13 protein-coding genes and 1 tRNA gene are annotated in these 15,158 nt (G+C 67.8%); 3 read left to right on the top strand and 11 right to left on the bottom strand.

The features are described from left to right. Positions 1 to 6 precede the first annotated feature (6 nt). The gene (locus AC4EEV_RS14680; protein WP_285242263.1) at positions 7 to 513 is read left to right on the top strand and encodes a nucleoside deaminase; all 507 of its coding nucleotides are present in this window, start codon (positions 7 to 9) and stop codon (positions 511 to 513) included. A 78-nt stretch (positions 514 to 591) separates the two neighbouring features. On the opposite strand, the gene AC4EEV_RS14675 is transcribed toward AC4EEV_RS14680, so the two are convergent. The 4 genes from AC4EEV_RS14675 to AC4EEV_RS14660 form a co-directional block, all read right to left on the bottom strand. Further along, positions 592 to 1,701 (bottom strand): glycosyltransferase family 4 protein, encoded by a 1,110-nt coding sequence (locus tag AC4EEV_RS14675; protein ID WP_491329296.1) that lies wholly within the window; start codon positions 1,699 to 1,701, stop codon positions 592 to 594. Between the two features lie 2 nt (positions 1,702 to 1,703). Next, complete coding sequence (locus AC4EEV_RS14670) at positions 1,704 to 2,099, bottom strand: 6-pyruvoyl trahydropterin synthase family protein (RefSeq protein WP_491329295.1); 396 nt, start codon at positions 2,097 to 2,099, stop codon at positions 1,704 to 1,706. Between the two features lie 14 nt (positions 2,100 to 2,113). Beyond that, positions 2,114 to 3,142 carry a zinc-dependent alcohol dehydrogenase gene (locus tag AC4EEV_RS14665; RefSeq protein WP_491329294.1) on the bottom strand — a complete coding sequence of 343 codons (1,029 nt, stop codon included), beginning with the start codon at positions 3,140 to 3,142 and terminating at the stop codon, positions 2,114 to 2,116. 163 nt (positions 3,143 to 3,305) lie between these two features. Continuing rightward, on the bottom strand, positions 3,306 to 4,925 hold the full coding sequence (locus tag AC4EEV_RS14660) for an HNH endonuclease signature motif containing protein (protein WP_491329293.1): 1,620 nt from the start codon (positions 4,923 to 4,925) through the stop codon (positions 3,306 to 3,308). A gap of 241 nt (positions 4,926 to 5,166) precedes the next feature. On the opposite strand from AC4EEV_RS14660, the gene AC4EEV_RS14655 reads away from it, so the two are divergent. Further along, a tRNA-Ser gene (locus AC4EEV_RS14655) sits at positions 5,167 to 5,256 on the top strand. A 135-nt stretch (positions 5,257 to 5,391) separates the two neighbouring features. Here AC4EEV_RS14655 and AC4EEV_RS14650 read toward each other — a convergent pair. Next, entirely contained in the window at positions 5,392 to 6,411 is a 1,020-nt protein-coding gene (locus AC4EEV_RS14650; protein ID WP_491330894.1) for a zinc-binding dehydrogenase, read from the bottom strand. A gap of 248 nt (positions 6,412 to 6,659) precedes the next feature. On the opposite strand from AC4EEV_RS14650, the gene AC4EEV_RS14645 reads away from it, so the two are divergent. Next, positions 6,660 to 7,019 carry a DUF7793 family protein gene (locus AC4EEV_RS14645; protein WP_491329292.1) on the top strand — a complete coding sequence of 120 codons (360 nt, stop codon included), beginning with the start codon at positions 6,660 to 6,662 and terminating at the stop codon, positions 7,017 to 7,019. 29 nt (positions 7,020 to 7,048) lie between these two features. Here AC4EEV_RS14645 and AC4EEV_RS14640 read toward each other — a convergent pair whose 3' ends face one another. The 6 genes from AC4EEV_RS14640 to AC4EEV_RS14615 all read right to left on the bottom strand — a co-directional run bounded on the left by AC4EEV_RS14640 (position 7,049) and on the right by AC4EEV_RS14615 (position 15,158). After that, the gene (locus AC4EEV_RS14640) at positions 7,049 to 7,783 is read right to left on the bottom strand and encodes a hypothetical protein (protein WP_285320549.1); all 735 of its coding nucleotides are present in this window, start codon (positions 7,781 to 7,783) and stop codon (positions 7,049 to 7,051) included. Positions 7,784 to 7,859: 76 nt separating this feature from the next. After that, positions 7,860 to 10,139, bottom strand: coding sequence for a gluconokinase, GntK/IdnK-type (locus AC4EEV_RS14635; protein WP_491329291.1), 2,280 nt, complete (start codon positions 10,137 to 10,139; stop codon positions 7,860 to 7,862). A 31-nt stretch (positions 10,140 to 10,170) separates the two neighbouring features. After that, positions 10,171 to 11,400 (bottom strand): D-mannonate dehydratase ManD, encoded by a 1,230-nt coding sequence (gene manD / locus AC4EEV_RS14630; protein WP_109044767.1) that lies wholly within the window; start codon positions 11,398 to 11,400, stop codon positions 10,171 to 10,173. Positions 11,401 to 11,436: 36 nt separating this feature from the next. Beyond that, the gene (locus AC4EEV_RS14625) at positions 11,437 to 12,849 is read right to left on the bottom strand and encodes a mannitol dehydrogenase family protein (protein WP_491329290.1); all 1,413 of its coding nucleotides are present in this window, start codon (positions 12,847 to 12,849) and stop codon (positions 11,437 to 11,439) included. After that, a complete protein-coding gene (gene uxaC, locus AC4EEV_RS14620) occupies positions 12,846 to 14,249 on the bottom strand; it encodes a glucuronate isomerase (protein ID WP_285320546.1) in 1,404 nt (467 codons plus the stop codon). The genes AC4EEV_RS14625 and uxaC overlap by 4 nt, the downstream gene beginning before the upstream one ends. Positions 14,250 to 14,252: 3 nt before the next feature. Further along, positions 14,253 to 15,158, bottom strand: a complete 906-nt coding sequence (locus tag AC4EEV_RS14615) for a sugar phosphate isomerase/epimerase family protein (protein WP_109044770.1) — start codon at positions 15,156 to 15,158, stop codon at positions 14,253 to 14,255.

Raw genomic sequence — 15,158 nt, 5'->3', positions numbered from 1 at the left:
TGAGCCATGCCGTTGCCCGAAAAGAAACACGACGCCTGGATGGGCCTTGCCCTCGCGGAGGCGCACCGCGCCCTCGCCACGGAGGACGTGCCCATCGGCGCGGTGGTCATTGGGCCCGACGGCGGGGTGCTGGGTTCCGGCCGGAACCAGCGGGAGGAGCTGGGTGACCCCACAGCCCATGCCGAGGTGGTGGCCATCCGGGAAGCTGCCGCCCGGTTGCAGGAACGGGCCAGGCTCGACGGCGGCCGGGGCGACGGCTGGCGGCTCTCCGACTGCACGTTGGTGGTCACCCTGGAACCCTGCGCCATGTGCGCGGGCGCGATCGTCCTGGCCAGGATCCCCCGGGTGGTTTTCGGGGCGTGGGACGAGAAAGCCGGTGCCGCAGGATCCGTGTTCGACATCCTGCGCGAACGGCGGCTCAATCATTGGGTTGAGGTGTACCCGGGCGTCCGCGAGGAAGAGTGCGCCCGGTTGCTGCGCGAGTTCTTCGCGGCGCACCGCAGCAGCCTTTAGCGCGTCCGGCGGCGGGCATCTTTACCGCGGCCGGCTTCGGACAGTCCGCGGCCCGTTTCAGGCAGTCCGCGGCCCGTTTCAGGCAGGCCGCGGCTGCCCGTTCCCTCGGTCGCCCGCTGCCACTACGGCCAGCAGGCCCTGGGCCGTGCTGCTCCAGCCGGGGAGGTCCCTCCGCGCCTCGGCTGCGGCTGCGCGCCAGCCCTCGCGGACCCGTGCGTCCCCGAGCCACCGCCGCAGGACCGCAGCCAGCCGGCCGGGACTCTCCTGGCCCCCGACGGGCAGGGGAACCGCTGCCCCCGGAAGTCTTGGCCCGCCGTCGGACGTTTCCAGTCCGGCGAGGGCAAGCGCCTCCACCGCGCCCGTGCCTGCCCTGACCAGCGCTGGGATGCCGTGGGCCAAGCTCTCGGTGACGGCCATCCCAAACGCTTCCGTCCGTGACACCAGCAACGTCAGGTCGGTCCGGGCCCACTGTGCTTCCAGCGGCTCGCCGGTGAGTTCGCCGGTCAGCCACACCCGCTCCTGCAGACCGTTCCCGGCAACCGCAGCCTGGACTGCCTGCGCATACAACGGATCGGCCCGGTCCGACCCCACGAACGATGCAGTCCAGTCAAGATCCCTGATCCGGCCCAGGGCCTCGACCGTGAGCAGCTGGTCCTTGTTGGGCAGGAGCGCCGCAACGACCGCCAGGTGGGGCGGCGTGGAACCGGCCGCCAAAGGTGCCGGCTCCACGCCGGGGAGTACAACCCGCGCTTGCGGGAGCCCCCGTTTGCGGAGCACGTTTGCCACCGACGTGCTGGTGCAGATGACCCCGGTTGCGGCGCACAAAGCCCTGGCTTCGCGTTCAAGGGCCTGCGTGCCTGCATCTTCCGGCACGGGCATATGCACCAGGACCCACGTTTGCCGGCCGGCTTTCGCAGCGAATTCCAGTTCGTCCGGAGCGCCCACGGCCACCAGTCCATCTACGATCGCCACCGGCTGCCCGGGATGTGTTTCCGGGTCCCACGCCCCGAGGAGGTCGCCCAGCCAGCGTCGTTCGTGTGCGCCGGCATCCGGCCAGGTGCCCTCCACGGCAATGACCTCAACCCCTGCACCCAGGGCCTGGAGGCCGGCAACCAGGCGCGCGTTGTAGACATTGCCGCCCGAGCTGTGGCGGATATTGCCCGGGACGAGCAGCCGAAGGGGGCGCATGGTCAGTCGGACAGGTCCAAGGCGTAGGTGGCCCAGGCGTCCGGATTTTCCCGGAGGGTGACGTCGATTCCCGCCAGCTCGGGGCCGTCTGGCGTGTCCTTGATCCTGTCAGCCACCTTCCGGGCGATGTACTCGGCCAGCGCCTCCGTGGTGGTGAGCTTGTCCTCGAAATCCGGGTGCTCGTCCAGGTTTCGGTAGTTCAGGCCGCCCAGCACGTCCTCGATGATGGTCCCGGCGGCTCCAATGTCCAGCACAATCGCGTCCGAGTTCAGGGCAGGACGCCGGAAGCCCACCTCGGCGACGAAAGTTGCGCCGTGCAGTGCTTGCGCAGGCCCGAATGCTTCGCGCGGAAGGCTGTGGGCGATCATGAAGTGGCGGCGGACGGTCAAACTGAACATTGGTTACCTTACGTTTAGGAGTTGTGGGTGGCTTGGCTGGGGGCCGGGCTGCCGGAAGGGTATTCGACCACGTGGCACAGGGCTTCGAGAGTGCCGTCGGCCAGGCGCTGGACCACCTCGGGAAGGTCCTCGAACCGGGATGAACCGGTCAGGAAGGCATCGAACACGGGGTCCTTGAGCAGCGATACGGCAAGATTGAGGCGGTCCGCGTTGGTGCGTCGGTGGCGCCGGGACCGGGCCACCATGCCTACCTGGCTGGCCCTGATGGACAGCCTGCGCGCATGGAAATCCTCGCCCAACGGTATGGTCACCGTCCGGTTGGCGTACCAGGACATCTCGATGACATCGCCGTCGTCGCCGACGAGCTGGAGGCTGCGTCCCAGCCCTTCCTGCGAGGCCGAGCAGTGGATGACAATGTCGCAGTCGGCCAAGGCATCATCGGGGTGGGCGAAGTCGACGCCCAACGCGTCCGCCAACTGCTTCCTGCCCGGATCCAGATCCACCAGTTGCAGGCGCTGCAGCGGGAATGTGCGCAACAGGGTGGCGACCATGCCGCCCACCAGGCCCGCGCCGACGACCGCCACCCGGTCCCCCAGGCGCGGCCCAGCCTCCCACAGGGCGTTGACTGCGGTTTCGACCGTGCCAGTCAACACCGCGCGCCGGGACGGGACATCGTCCGGGATCCGCGTCAGGGACTCCACCGGCACCACATAACGGTCCTGGTGCGGGCTCAGGCAGAACACGCGTGCGCCCATCCAGTCCTGGGGCCCTTCCTCCACAACGCCAACGGAGAGGTAGCCGAATTTTACGGGCCCGGGGAACTCTCCTTCCTGGTGCGGGGCGCGCATCTGCTCAGCGACCCGGGGCGGAACAGCGCCGGCGTGGACCACCATTTCGGTGCCCCTGCTGATGCCGGAGTAGAGGGCACGGACCAACACCTCGCCGGGACCGGGTGCGGGCATTTCTTCGGGCCTGAGCTCGCCGTGCTGCTTTGCGGTGGTCCAGTATGCGGTTGCGTGGATCGGAGGCTGTGGATTCATCATCTTGCTGATGAATCTAGCCCGACGTGCATGCGCCGGGAAAGTCCGACGGCGGCCGGCGGCGTTTCCGGTCACCGTTGCGTTTGGGAAGAGGCGGGTGAACGGCCCGGCGGACCGAGTGCGCACAGAGTGCGCACCGCAGCTTGAGCGTGGGGCTTCATGCAGCCTAAGCAGAGGGCGGGTGGAGAATGCGGTCCAGGCACGCTTCGGCCAGCGAGTAGTCGATTCTGCTCAGGTCCGCGACGCTGAAGGGCACTCTTTGCAGGGGCCTTGGCTCTGCTCTTTCCAGCTCCGGCGCCGTCCTGTCGTGGTCGACGAATCCCGGTGGCCACACGGGTGGTTGCCAGTCCTGGTGTTCGCTGGTGTAGTGGCGGCCGGCCGGTGAGGTCCAGCCCGGTGGTTCGGTTTTGCTGGCCGGGGTGGGTTTCCAGCCGGTGGTGTGCCGGAGGCGGTGGTGTTTCGGGCAGGGCTGTCCCAGGTTGCTGATCCCGGTGGTCCCGCCGTTGGCCCAGGCGAGGATGTGATCGGCTTCGGTATCCAGTGAGCTGTTGCTGCAGCCGGGGAACGGGCACTTACCGTCCCGGAGCCGGAGCCAGTTCCGCATCGCCTTGCCCACCCGGTAGCTGTTCCTGCCGATCTCCAACGGTGCCCCGTCCCGCGGGTCCACGAGCACCCGGTAAAACGAGCCCGCCCCCTCCGCGACCAATCGGCGCGCCATCGAAGCCGGGATCGGCCCATACCCATCCAGCACCGCCGCCTCATCCGTCAACCCCAGCAGCGAAAACACCGGCACCGTCACCAACACCTGCGCCCGGACCGAGGATGACAAGCCAGCCCCAGACCCGACCCGGTTCAAGGCATCAACCCCGTTCCCGCCGCCGTCCCCGGTCCCGGCGTCGAACTCTCCGCCCACGCCCTCAGCACCACCTCCGCCACCGCCCCCGGTACCGCCTCCTGTGGCGCCGCCGGGAGCGAGCCTGTTGCTCAGGATCGCTGCGGCAAACACATCGGCCCGGAGCTGGGTGAGGGTCCTGGCCTCGCCGGGTCCCTGCACGCCCCGGGCCACAGCGGTCAGCCGGTTCCAGCCCGCTGCCGCCTGGTCCGCGGGCAGATACGCACCCAGCCAAGCCATCCCGTCCCGGTCCGGCCGGAACTCCACCCGCCGGTCCACCACCCCCTTGGCGTGACGCTGCTCGATGCTCCCGGCATGGCGGCGCTCCCGCCAAACCCTGGCCTTGGCACGGAACCGGTGCGCCGGCAACTCCCCCACCGCACACCCCCGCACCGGATCCGGTGCACCGGGGTCCAGGAAATGGGCCTCCAACCCCGCCGCCCCCGCAGCATCCAGCCCGGCCGTTTCATCGGCCAACACCGTGGCGTGCTGCCAGGAGATCACCCCCGCCTGCAACGCCGACAAGGTCAACGGCAACCCCTTGACCACAGCCTGCGAGGTGGCCAGGAACGAAGACGCAGCCCGCGGACCAAGCGCCAGCACACACCCAACCTCCGCCGCGACCGCCATCTCCTGCGCCACCACCGGCACCCCCGGCCCCGCCACAACACCCGCAGCATCCGCAAACGCCACCGCAGCCCGCGCCTTCAAACCAGCGACCCGGGCCTCCACCTCACGGACACCGGCCAGAACATCAAGGCAACCATCCGCCAACCCAGCCAACGGATCAGCCACCGAAAACGGCTCCGCGCCACACCCGTCCACCTCGGCAACCAACACGGCAAGGGCAGCACGAATATCCGCCAACGCCCCCACCACCGCCGCTTTCCCCATAAACCCATCATCACAAGGGGGTACGACATTTAAGGTCCGAGATTTAGGGGCCGGCCACGACAACCGGTCACCCAAAGAAGGCAGATTGAGTTTCGACAAACCAAACCACCGGCAGGGCCGGCCACCGACAAGCCCACCCACCGGCGGGCTCAACCACCGACCAGCCCGGCCACCCGGCAAACAGCCTGGCTCCGGCCTCGTTTTGGGGATGACGGCCTCGCTCCGGTACCCTATTGAGGTTGGTGACGTGTCCGAGCGGCCGAAGGTGCAACACTCGAAATGTTGTTTGGTGTAAAAGCCAACGTGGGTTCAAATCCCACCGTCACCGCCACGTAAAAAGGCCCGGGTTCCCTGGAAACAATGGAACCCGGGCCTTTCGCTTGCCCCGGCCGGGAGGGGGTTCAAATCCTCCGGCGGGAACGACTCACCCGTACCGGCAGCTGAAGCTCCGCACCCCGAAAAAGCGTCAGCGGCTCGGATCGATCATGGTCATGCCCGCGACGTTTGCGCTGTCCAGCCGGGGCAGCATCTCTGCGGCCTCTTCCAACCCGATGACGCGTTCAATAAGCTTCTGCGGCTGGAGTGCGCCGGATTCGATCAGGGCGAGCATTCCAGGGTAATCCGCCGCGGCCATCCCGTGGCTTCCGAAAACGTCCAATTCCCACGCAATAACCCGGGCCATCTGAACGCGCGGGTGGCCCTCAACCGGCGGCAGTAGCCCGATCTGGACGTGCCGGCCACGTCGCCGGAGGCTCAGGATCGCGTCGGCGCAGGTCTGCTCGCTGCCGACGGCGTCGATGGAGACATGGCTTCCTCCCGTCAGGGCCTGTACCTTCGACGGAATATCAGAACCATCGGCGACCACTACGTGATCGGCCCCGAGGGAAGCCGCCACATCAAGGGCGGCCGCGTTCCGGTCCACGGCAATGACGTTGCCGCCCAGTGCCTTGGCGATCATTACGGCGCTGAGGCCAACACCGCCCACGCCAACAATGGTGACCCATTCACCGGCGGCCAGGCGTGCCCGGCTTGTCAGGGCCCGGTAGGCGGTGGCAAAACGACAGCCCAGGCTGGCCGCCGCTTCAAAGCTGACCCCCTCGGGGATCGCCACGAGATTGGTGTCCGCCGCATGGATCACCACGCGCTCAGCGAACGACCCCCAATGCGTGAAGCCCGGCTGCTGCTGGTCCGGGCATACCTGTGCATTGCCGCCCAGGCACCACTCGCAGGTCCCGCAACCCTCCACGAAGGGCGCCGTCACCCGGTCACCCACCGCCCAGCCGGTTACTCCGGGACCGACCTCAACGACGACGCCGGCGAACTCGTGCCCGGGAACGTGCGGCAGGGCGATGTCATCGTGTCCGGCCCACGCGTGCCAGTCGCTGCGGCACAAGCCCGTGGCGATGACGGAGATCACCACGCCTCCTACCGGGGCCTCAGGCTGGTCTACGTCCTGGACGGTCAGCGGTCCGGCGATCTGGCGCATGATAAGGGAACGCACGGGCTCTCCTTCGGTTTGATTGTCCAGCCCAGTCTAGGTGGGGGCGAGGGTGAACCGGGCGCGCCTTCATCGTTGCGCCGTAGGCCCCTGTGGCCCCCTCCCAACGGCCGGTACGCGTCCCGCGACTGAAGCGAACCGCCAGGAGATGTGCGTTGTGCAACATTCATGCAGAACAGGGTTTCAATCAAGCATCTGCGCCTGGAAAACAGGCCTAAGAGCGGAGCCGGGCACGGATGAACGAGTTTTTCGCGGCGTCCTGCGAGCGCGGGGTTCTGCGGCTGCGTTGGGCCCGGGACGTCCACATAACGTACGAGATTGCCGTTCGGGCGGCGCGGGCCCTGGAAGGCTTCAGCGACGGGTGGGTCCTGCCACTCCTTGTTGACCTGAACGGAGTGGCAGGTTTGACGCCCGAGGCCAGGGCGGGCATGAATGCTTACCGGGGATTCTCGGCGGTGGCCCTCATCGGCGACGGACCCATGGGCAAGGTCGTGGCGGCGTTTTCCCAACGGTCGCTGACTCCCACCGCGTACTTCACGAACGAGAGCGAAGCCCTTGATTGGTTATCGGGCCAGGGCAGCAGGGCCGCGAAGTAGCGCAGAGGCCAACATTCGGGCCGTTCCCTTCAGTGTGGGGCGGACGACGGCGGCCCGTTGGCTCCCCCTTCGGCGCGCTTTTTGATGCCCAGCAGCATTGCCCGGTCCATCACGAGATAGCCGGGCCGGAGCAGGAAGTCCATCACGCGCAGCCCGGCAGGCCGGCCCGCGCCGTACCGCGTCCTGAGCAGGAGCCTGGTACCGGAAGGGCCGGCGTCGTGCAGCACGAACTGCCACGTACCGGTCACTGTTCCGGGCGGGGCTCCCGGGCTGGAATCCAGGACGAGGTGGCGGTCCTGCGCCAGGTCCACGACGCGCGGCCCCCGCCTACCGCCAGGGTAGCCACCAGGTGTGAAAGCGATGATGTCTCCCACCTTCAGGTCCTGCCACTCGGGATGGATGCGGTCCGCGTTGGTGACCCCCAGGCGGAGCAAGCCGTTCTCCACCGCCGTGTAGGAATACAGGCCGGCCCGGTCTACTCCCATTTGCACGAGCCATGGCCAGACCTGGCCGGGGCGTGCGGCGACGGTAACCGCCATGGTCCAGACGTCGTCGGCGTCGGGAATCAGTTCGTCGCCCGGAAGCGGCGCAGTCTTTTCGGGCCCGGTGGCACCCCATGTCCGCAGCACCCGCGGCAAGAGGCCATGCGTGGACAGACCGGCTGCGACGGCGGCCGCAAGGAAACCGCGAAGCCGGCGCCGCCGGGGGCCAGGCCCGGATTGTGGACCGGAACGGACACCGGGACCCGACGCTGTGCCACCCATGGCACACCTCCTCCTGGTTCCAGGGATGCCTCGAGGCTACAAACCGACACCCCGAGGCCCCCAGAGTCCAAAGCCCCTACAGCCGCGTGTCGAAGGATCCGCAGAAAACGTTCTCGTTGAAGGTGCCTTGGAAGCCGGACTTGCCTTGGATCTTCTCCACGGTGGCCCGGATGGCCTCCCGGGTCCCGGCGTGCGCGTGGATTGCCGTCTTGACCATGGGCACGTCGATGAGGTGGTTCGGCTGGTTCAGGGACACGAACACGGTGGGCACCTCGGTGACGTACCAGGGGATTTCCGCCGCCATGGGCGAGGACCACTTGATCCGGATGGCGGCCTCCTGCGCGAAGCCCTTCACGTTGGCGAACACGAAGGCGGCGTCGTACTTCTCCGCATAGTCCCCCGTGGCCTCCTCGGAGATGACGGACATGAAGTTGACCCCGGTCTCCCCGGCCGCCTCGCGCTGTTCAGCCGTCCGGTACAAGAACACCTGGAAGCCGGCAGCCTCGAGTTCCTCCTTCACCACATCCAGGTAGGCCAGCGGATCAGCCCGCGTGAAGTCGGCACCGCCGGAGATGCCGTAGAGGCGGATCCGCGGATGGGTTTCGGGTGTGATGGGCAGGTTCCCCGCGGTGTCCTTGACCAGGGTCACGGTCTTGTCGGCGATCTCCGCAGCCACCGAACGGTGCGCAGCGGATCCAATGGCGGCAAGCGCCTCGGCAGGCGGCACCAGTTGGTCTGCAGCCTTCAGGTGCAGCCCCAGCGATGCCTTCAGGCCGAGGATGCGCCGCAGCGCGTCGTGCAGCCGCTGCTCGGTGATGACGCCCGACTTGTAGCCGTCCAGCATGTACTGGAAGTCCTCGGCCGGGTTCCGGAAGAAAAGGAACATGTCGCAGCCGGCGGCGATCGTTGCCGGGACCAGGTCCTTCCGCTTCTTCGCCTGCGTCAGGCCCACCATCTGCGAGGCATCGGTGAGGACCAGCCCGTTGAAGCCGAGCTCCCCGCGCAGCAGGTCCTGCAGGAGCTCCGGGGACAACGTGGCCGGCAGGATCTCTGCGTCGGCCAGGCCGGGCCGGAAATGCCGCGAAACTTCCGGCGCTCCAATGTGGCCCACCATGATCGACTGGACCCCGTGGGCAATCATCTCCCGGTACACGTGCCCGTAGGTACGGTTCCATTCCTCGTACCCAAGGGTGTTGTAGGAGGTGACCACATGCTGGTCCCGCTCATCGATGCCGTCCCCCGGGAAATGCTTCATGGCGCAAGCCGTCGGTGATTCGCTGATGCCGTCGAAGTACTCCTTGGCCCGTTCCACCACGATCTCCGGGGTGTTGCCGAACGAGCGGGTGGAGATCACGGTGTTCCGCCAGTTGTAGTGGATGTCCACGATCGGCGCGAAGGCCCAGTTGCAGCCCAAGGCCGCGGTCTCCACCCCGGCCACCTGCCCCATTTGCCGGGCAATATTCTTGTCCGGGTGGGAACCGGCCTGCAGGTGCGTGGAGACAAACGTGCCGTCGTCGCAACTGCCTGCACCGCCCATTTCCGGGTTGGACGCAACCAGCAGCGGAATCCTGGACCTGGACTGGGCGTAGCGGATGTGTTCCTGCACGGCGGCTGACGGTCCGGGCCGGTAGCGCATGCCGCCCACGTGATAGTTGTCCAGCACGCCGTCGAGGTAGCCGGGCGAGTAGTCGTTGTTGTGGTTGATGAACAGTTGCCCGATCTTTTCCTCGAGCGTCATCCCCGCAAGGGTGCCCTCCACCCAGGCGATGGCCCCGGCGTCGAGGTTGAACGGCGCGGCCGCAAGGTCGACGTCGAACTGCCGCGGCGGGGTGCCCCCGGCCGTCCGCTCGGGAGGTACGACGCCGACGATCCCCTTGAGTGCCTGGGCCACGACGTCGGCGACGGGCACGGCAATGTCCACCACCACGCCGGTCTCGTCGTCCTGGAGCGGCTCAAGGGTGGCGAGCTGGGAGTCCAGCAGCGCGGGTGGCATGAAGTGGCCGCTGCGGCCTTCCGTCCGCGCCTTCAGGACTTCCTTGCTGCCGTTCAGGTGCAGGAAGACCGTGTCCGGCGCCTGGGCACGGATGGCGTCGCGGTACGAGCGGCGCAGCGCCGAGCAGGCCAGGACCAGGCCGCCGTCGGCCGCGCCGGCAAGCCTGCTGCCCACGGTGGCCAGCCAGGGCCAGCGGTCCTCGTCCGTCAAGGGCGTGCCGGCAGCCATCTTGGCGACATTTTCCACCGGGTGCAGGGAATCGCCGTCCAGGAACGGGACGCCCAGTTCGCGGGCCACGAGATCGCCGATGGTGGTCTTGCCGCAGCCGGAGACGCCCATCACGACGATTCGGATCTTGCTCATCGGGTGCTTTCCTTACCAGTCGTGGCCCGCCTCACCAGTCATGCACCGTGCCGTCGACCAGGCGGTTGTAGGGCAGGTAGGCCTGCTGGTAGGGGTAGGCGGCGGCTGCTTCCTCGTTGAATTCGACGCCGATGCCGGGCTTGTCGCCGGGGTGCAGGTAGCCGTCGGTGAACGTCATGGACTGTTCGAAGACCTCGTTGGTCTTGTCCGAGTGCTGCATGTACTCCTGGATGCCGTAGTTATGGATGGCAAGGCCCACATGCAGCTGCGCGGCGAAGCCCACGGGCGAAATATCCGTGGGGCCGTGGAAACCGGACTTGATCTGGTACTGCGCCGCGAAGTCCATGACCTTCTTCAGCGGCGAAATCCCGCCGAAGTGCGTGGACGCTGCCCGGACATAGTCGATCAGCTGTTCCTTGATCAGCGTCTGGAAGTCGAACACGGTGTTGAAGATTTCACCGATCGCCAGCGGTGTGGTGGTGTGCTGGCGGACCAGGCGCAGGCCCTCCTGGTTCTCCGCCGGAGTGCAGTCCTCCAGCCAGAACAGGTCGTACGGCTCCAGGGCCTTGCCCAGTTTCGCGGCCTGGATGGGCGTCATCCGGTGGTGCCCGTCATGCAGCAGCGGGATCTCGGGGCCGAACTCGTTCCGGACAGCCTCGAAGACCGTGGGCAGGTGCCGTAGGTAGGCGCGGGTGTCCCAGTCCTCTTCCTGCGGGAACGCTCCCCGGCCGGCGGGCTCGTAGTCATACCGCTCCCCCGATGCCTGTGCCTGGGCAGCCACGCCGTAGACGGCTTTGATCCCCGGGATGGCGGTCTGGATCCGGATGGACTTGTAGCCGAGCTCCAAGTGCTCCCGCACGGAATCGAACAGCGACTCGATGTCCGAGCCGGACGCGTGGCCGTAGGCGCGCAGCCCGTTCCGGGACGCCCCGCCCAGCAGCTGGTACACGGGAAGCCCGGCAACCTTGCCCTTGATGTCCCACAGCGCCATGTCCACGGCGGCGATGGCCGCCATGGTGACCGGGCCACGGCGCCAGTACGCGCTCCGGTACAGGAACTGCCAGGTGTCCTCGATCCGGTGCGGGTCCTTCCCGATCAGCAGCTGCGCGACGTGTTCCTTGAGATAGGCGGCGACGGCGAGCTCGCGGCCGTTCAGGGTGGCGTCGCCGATACCCGTCACGCCGTCGTCCGTGGTGATCCGGAGGGTCACGAAGTTTCGGGTGGGGCTGGTAACGAAGACGTCGGCGGCAATGATTTTCATGGGACTAACTGTTCCTTCCGGAAGTAAAAGCGTGATTCAGGTACGTGCGGGGCTGGCGGCCGGGGCCATTGCGAAGGATCCGAGCAGCCGGGAAACAAGGGCGACAACGTCAGGGTCCTCTGCGAGGGCAGCGCTGACGAGGCGAAGCAAACCCTGTACCCGATTGGTTCCGTCAAGTGCCACGGCAGCCTGGATGTCGGCGGCGAGCGGATCCTGGAAGTCGTTTCCCGCGGTGACGTAGTCAATCCAGGCGGCAAGCATCAAAGCGCTGCCTGCGCCACTGCGGCCGTCGGCCCGTTCCGCCGCCATCACGGGTACCGCGCGCATGCGCAGCTTGGTGGTGGCATCGGCCGCGATCTGTGCGAGCCGGTGGGCGATACGCGCGTTTCCGAAGCGGTCCAGCAGGGCCCGGCGGTACGTCGGAATGTCCAGCCCTTCCCCCTGCAGGTGACGGGCTGCCTCGTCCCAGAAGTCCTCCACCGCTTTCCGGCAGAGGGGGTCTGCCAGGGCGTCCGCCACGGTGGCATGCCCGCGGAGCTGTCCCGCGTAGGCCAGGATGGAATGCGAGCCGTTGAGGAGCCACAGCTTCCGGTTCTCATAGGGCTCGATGTCACCGACCACGACGGCGCCGGCCTCCTCCCAGCGGGGACGCCCGGCCGGGAAGTCCCCGCTGAGCACCCAGTTCCGGAAAGGTTCAGCCACCACCGGCGAATTGTCGCTGTAACCGCATTGCTCTTCCACCTCTGCGATGTCCGCCTCGGTGGTCCGCGGCGTAATCCTGTCCACGGACGTGCTGACAAAGCTGACGTTCGCCTCGATCCATCCGGCCAGCCCGGAACCCCATCCGGATGCCAGTCCCAGGACGGCCCGGCGGGCAACTTCACCGTTTGCGGACAAGTTGTCGCAGCTGACGACGGCGATGGGTCCCGCGCCGCTGTCCCGGCGCCTGGCAAGGGCCAACACCAGGCGGCCCAGCGGAGTGCCGGGCACTCCGGCCTCCCCGGACGCTGCTGCCGACAGCGCCCGGAGGTCATCCGCCGCGCCTGGGGCGCCGGCGTCGAACGTTCCATCCGCGGCCAGCCCGTAGGCTGCCTCGGTGATGGTCAGCGTGACCACCGCTGTCTCCTTCGCCGCGACAAGCTCGCAGAGCCGTGCCGTGTTGGCGCCATCCACCGCTTCCACAATGCTGCCGATGACTTCGAAGCTGTCCCCGCGGGCCGACCGCTCCACCAGCGTGTAGAGGCAGTCCTGGCGGGACAGCGCTGCCGCGGCGTCGGGCCGGCGCCCCGTGAACGCCGCGATCCCCCACTCCGCCGCGTCCGGGGCGTGCTGGGTATACCAGGCCTGGTGGGAGCGGTGGAACGCCCCCAGCCCAAGGTGCACGATGCGCACCGGAGGCTTGGGCAGCGGCTTCAGGCTGCGGTTGAGTGCAGGCAGCGCGGCGTTCACAGCTTGAACACCCTCCGTGGCGACCCGTCCACGATGTCCACGATAAGTTCGTGTGCCCGTTCCTCGGTGACCCGGTGTTCGGCCACCAGGCGGGCCAGGAAGGACGCCTCGATCCGCCGGGCCGTGTCGTGGCGGGCCGGAATGGAGCAGAAGGCGCGGGTGTCATCGATGAACCCGGAGGACCGCGAGAAACCCGCGGTCTCCGTCACCGCGGACCGGAAGCGCAGCATGGCGTCCGGGGCGTCCAGGAACCACCAGGGCGCACCGAGGTAGACCGACGGGTAGAACCCGGCCAGCGGCGCCAGTTCGCGGGAGAAGACGGTCTCATCCAGGGTGAACAGGACCAGGTGGAAGTCCTTTGCCGTGCCAAAGTCCTGGAGCAGCGGCCGGATGGCTTCGGTGTAGTTCACGGCCACCGGGATGTCGTGCCCGGTATCGGCGCCGAAGGCTTCGAACGTGGGTGCGTGGTGGTTCCGGAAGGAGCCCGGGTGGATGGTCATGACCAGCCCGTCCTCCACCGACATCCTGGCCATCTGGTACAGCATGTGGGCTTCGAAGGCGTCCCTGTCCCGGGCGCTCGCCTGGCCCGTCCTGCCGCGCTCAAAAAGCCGCTCGGCCTCGCCGTCGTCCAGTTTCAGGGTGGCAGGCGTGAACACCCCGTGGTCGGCGGAGACGGCGCCGCGCTCCACGAAGTGCCGGCGCCGCGACTCAAGTGCCTTGATGTAGCCGGCGTAGCCGGTGGCACCCTCCCCCGCAGAGCCGAGGAGGCGTTCCACGTTCTCCTGCCAGGCCGGATGTGCCATGTTCAAGTACTGGTCCGGCCGGAAGGTGGGCAGCACCCGGCCGGCGAACGCGGGGTCCGCGTGCAGCGCAGCGTGGCTGTCCAGCGAATCCAGCGGGTCATCCGTGGTGGCGAGCACCTCGATGTTGAATTCCTTGAACAGTTCCCGTGGCCGGAAACCGGGCTCGGACAATTTGGCCTGCAGGGCATCATAGAGCTGGTCGGCGTTCTGGCCGGACGGTTCCTCGGCCAGGCCGAAGACATGGGCAAACTCCTGCCGGATCCAGTACCCGGAGGCGGTTCCCTCGAAAGCCGGCCATGCTTCACAGAAGTGCCGCCAGACCTGCCGCGACTCTGCGGGCTGGTTGCCCAGGCCCAGCTGGTCCATGGTCACCCCGCCGGCGTGGATCAGGCGGGTGACGTAATGGTCCGGAGTGACCAGGAGCGCGGCCGGGTCAGGGAACGGCGTGTTCTGTTCGATGACCGCGGCGTCGACGTGCCCGTGCGGGGAGATGATGGGGAGCCCTTCCACCCGGGAGAAGAGCGAGCGGGCAATGTCCCGGACCGCGGGATCGGCGGGCAGGAGCCGGTCCGGGTGGTCCGCTATGGTCTGCGCCATGGCTCAACGCCTCCCGGCTGCGACATTGAGCCCAGCCAAGGCGGCCGTGGCGCGGAGGTACTCGAGGTTCCCGGCGGTCCGTTCGGCCAGCGGGAGCTCAGTGGAAAAGTCCTCCACGGTCACCCAGCCGTCGTATCCGAAGGCGGCGAGCGCCTTGAAGTACTGCAGGACGCTACCCTGGCCCGCGCGCAGGGGCGCCCACTCGTTCTTGAAAATGGCTGCCCCAGACTCGTCGGTCTCGCCGCTGTCCACCCACACCGCGTTCTTCACGTGCACGTGCGCCAGGTAGTCGCCGAGGAGCTCGAAGGCGGGCAGGTAGTCTTCCTGCCCTTCGATCAGCAGGTTGCCCAGGTCGTGGATGACGCCGACGTGCCGGGGGTCCAGGCCGTCCAGGAGCCGCAGCGCCGATGATGCCGACGCGGTGATGGTGCGGTGGTGCAGCTCCACGAGCGCCTTCACTCCGTGGTGCGCCGCCCGCTCGGCGATCCATTCGAAATCGCGGCGGGCAGCGGCGAAGAGTTCCGGGTAGGGGGTGCCGCTGGCCGGTTCGTTGCCCCAGGCGGCGGTTCCGAGCGGCGGCGTGGTCACCCGCACCTGGCCGGCGCCGAGCTTGGCGGTGGCGGCGAGCATGCGGTCCACATCGTCATGGTTGTCGCACCGCGCATACCCGCCGACGCCGGAGAACTCCAGGCCGGCGTCGCTGGTAATGGCGGCGATCCGGTCCAGGTGGTCTTCCATTCCGGCCAGCGGCACGGTTGCTTTGTTCCCGGCCCAGAAGCCGGGCTCGGGGGCGTCCCCCTGGTCCGTGATGCGCCATTCGACGCCGTCCCAGCCCTGTCCGGCAAGCTGCTGGACGGCCTCCTCGGGGGTCCACTCGGGGGTTGATGCGGTAAATACTGAAAACTTCAT

It is taken from the genome of Pseudarthrobacter sp. MOO14, from assembly GCF_058267675.1.
Note: the sequence above shows the minus strand (reverse complement) of the source record. Positions and strands in the feature narration are given on the sequence as shown.

Excerpts from the sequence above, each read along its gene's own strand:
- AC4EEV_RS14680 (WP_285242263.1), top strand. The coding sequence starts at position 7 with ATGCCGTTGCCCGAAAAGAAACACGACGCCTGGATGGGCCTTGCCCTC.
- AC4EEV_RS14675 (WP_491329296.1), bottom strand. The coding sequence starts at position 1,701 with ATGCGCCCCCTTCGGCTGCTCGTCCCGGGCAATATCCGCCACAGCTCG.
- AC4EEV_RS14670 (WP_491329295.1), bottom strand. The coding sequence starts at position 2,099 with ATGTTCAGTTTGACCGTCCGCCGCCACTTCATGATCGCCCACAGCCTT.
- AC4EEV_RS14665 (WP_491329294.1), bottom strand. The coding sequence starts at position 3,142 with ATGATGAATCCACAGCCTCCGATCCACGCAACCGCATACTGGACCACC.
- AC4EEV_RS14660 (WP_491329293.1), bottom strand. The coding sequence starts at position 4,925 with ATGGGGAAAGCGGCGGTGGTGGGGGCGTTGGCGGATATTCGTGCTGCC.
- AC4EEV_RS14650 (WP_491330894.1), bottom strand. The coding sequence starts at position 6,411 with ATGCGCCAGATCGCCGGACCGCTGACCGTCCAGGACGTAGACCAGCCT.
- AC4EEV_RS14645 (WP_491329292.1), top strand. The coding sequence starts at position 6,660 with ATGAACGAGTTTTTCGCGGCGTCCTGCGAGCGCGGGGTTCTGCGGCTG.
- AC4EEV_RS14640 (WP_285320549.1), bottom strand. The coding sequence starts at position 7,783 with ATGGGTGGCACAGCGTCGGGTCCCGGTGTCCGTTCCGGTCCACAATCC.
- AC4EEV_RS14635 (WP_491329291.1), bottom strand. The coding sequence starts at position 10,139 with ATGAGCAAGATCCGAATCGTCGTGATGGGCGTCTCCGGCTGCGGCAAG.
- manD (WP_109044767.1), bottom strand. The coding sequence starts at position 11,400 with ATGAAAATCATTGCCGCCGACGTCTTCGTTACCAGCCCCACCCGAAAC.
- uxaC (WP_285320546.1), bottom strand. The coding sequence starts at position 14,249 with ATGGCGCAGACCATAGCGGACCACCCGGACCGGCTCCTGCCCGCCGAT.
- AC4EEV_RS14615 (WP_109044770.1), bottom strand. The coding sequence starts at position 15,158 with ATGAAGTTTTCAGTATTTACCGCATCAACCCCCGAGTGGACCCCCGAG.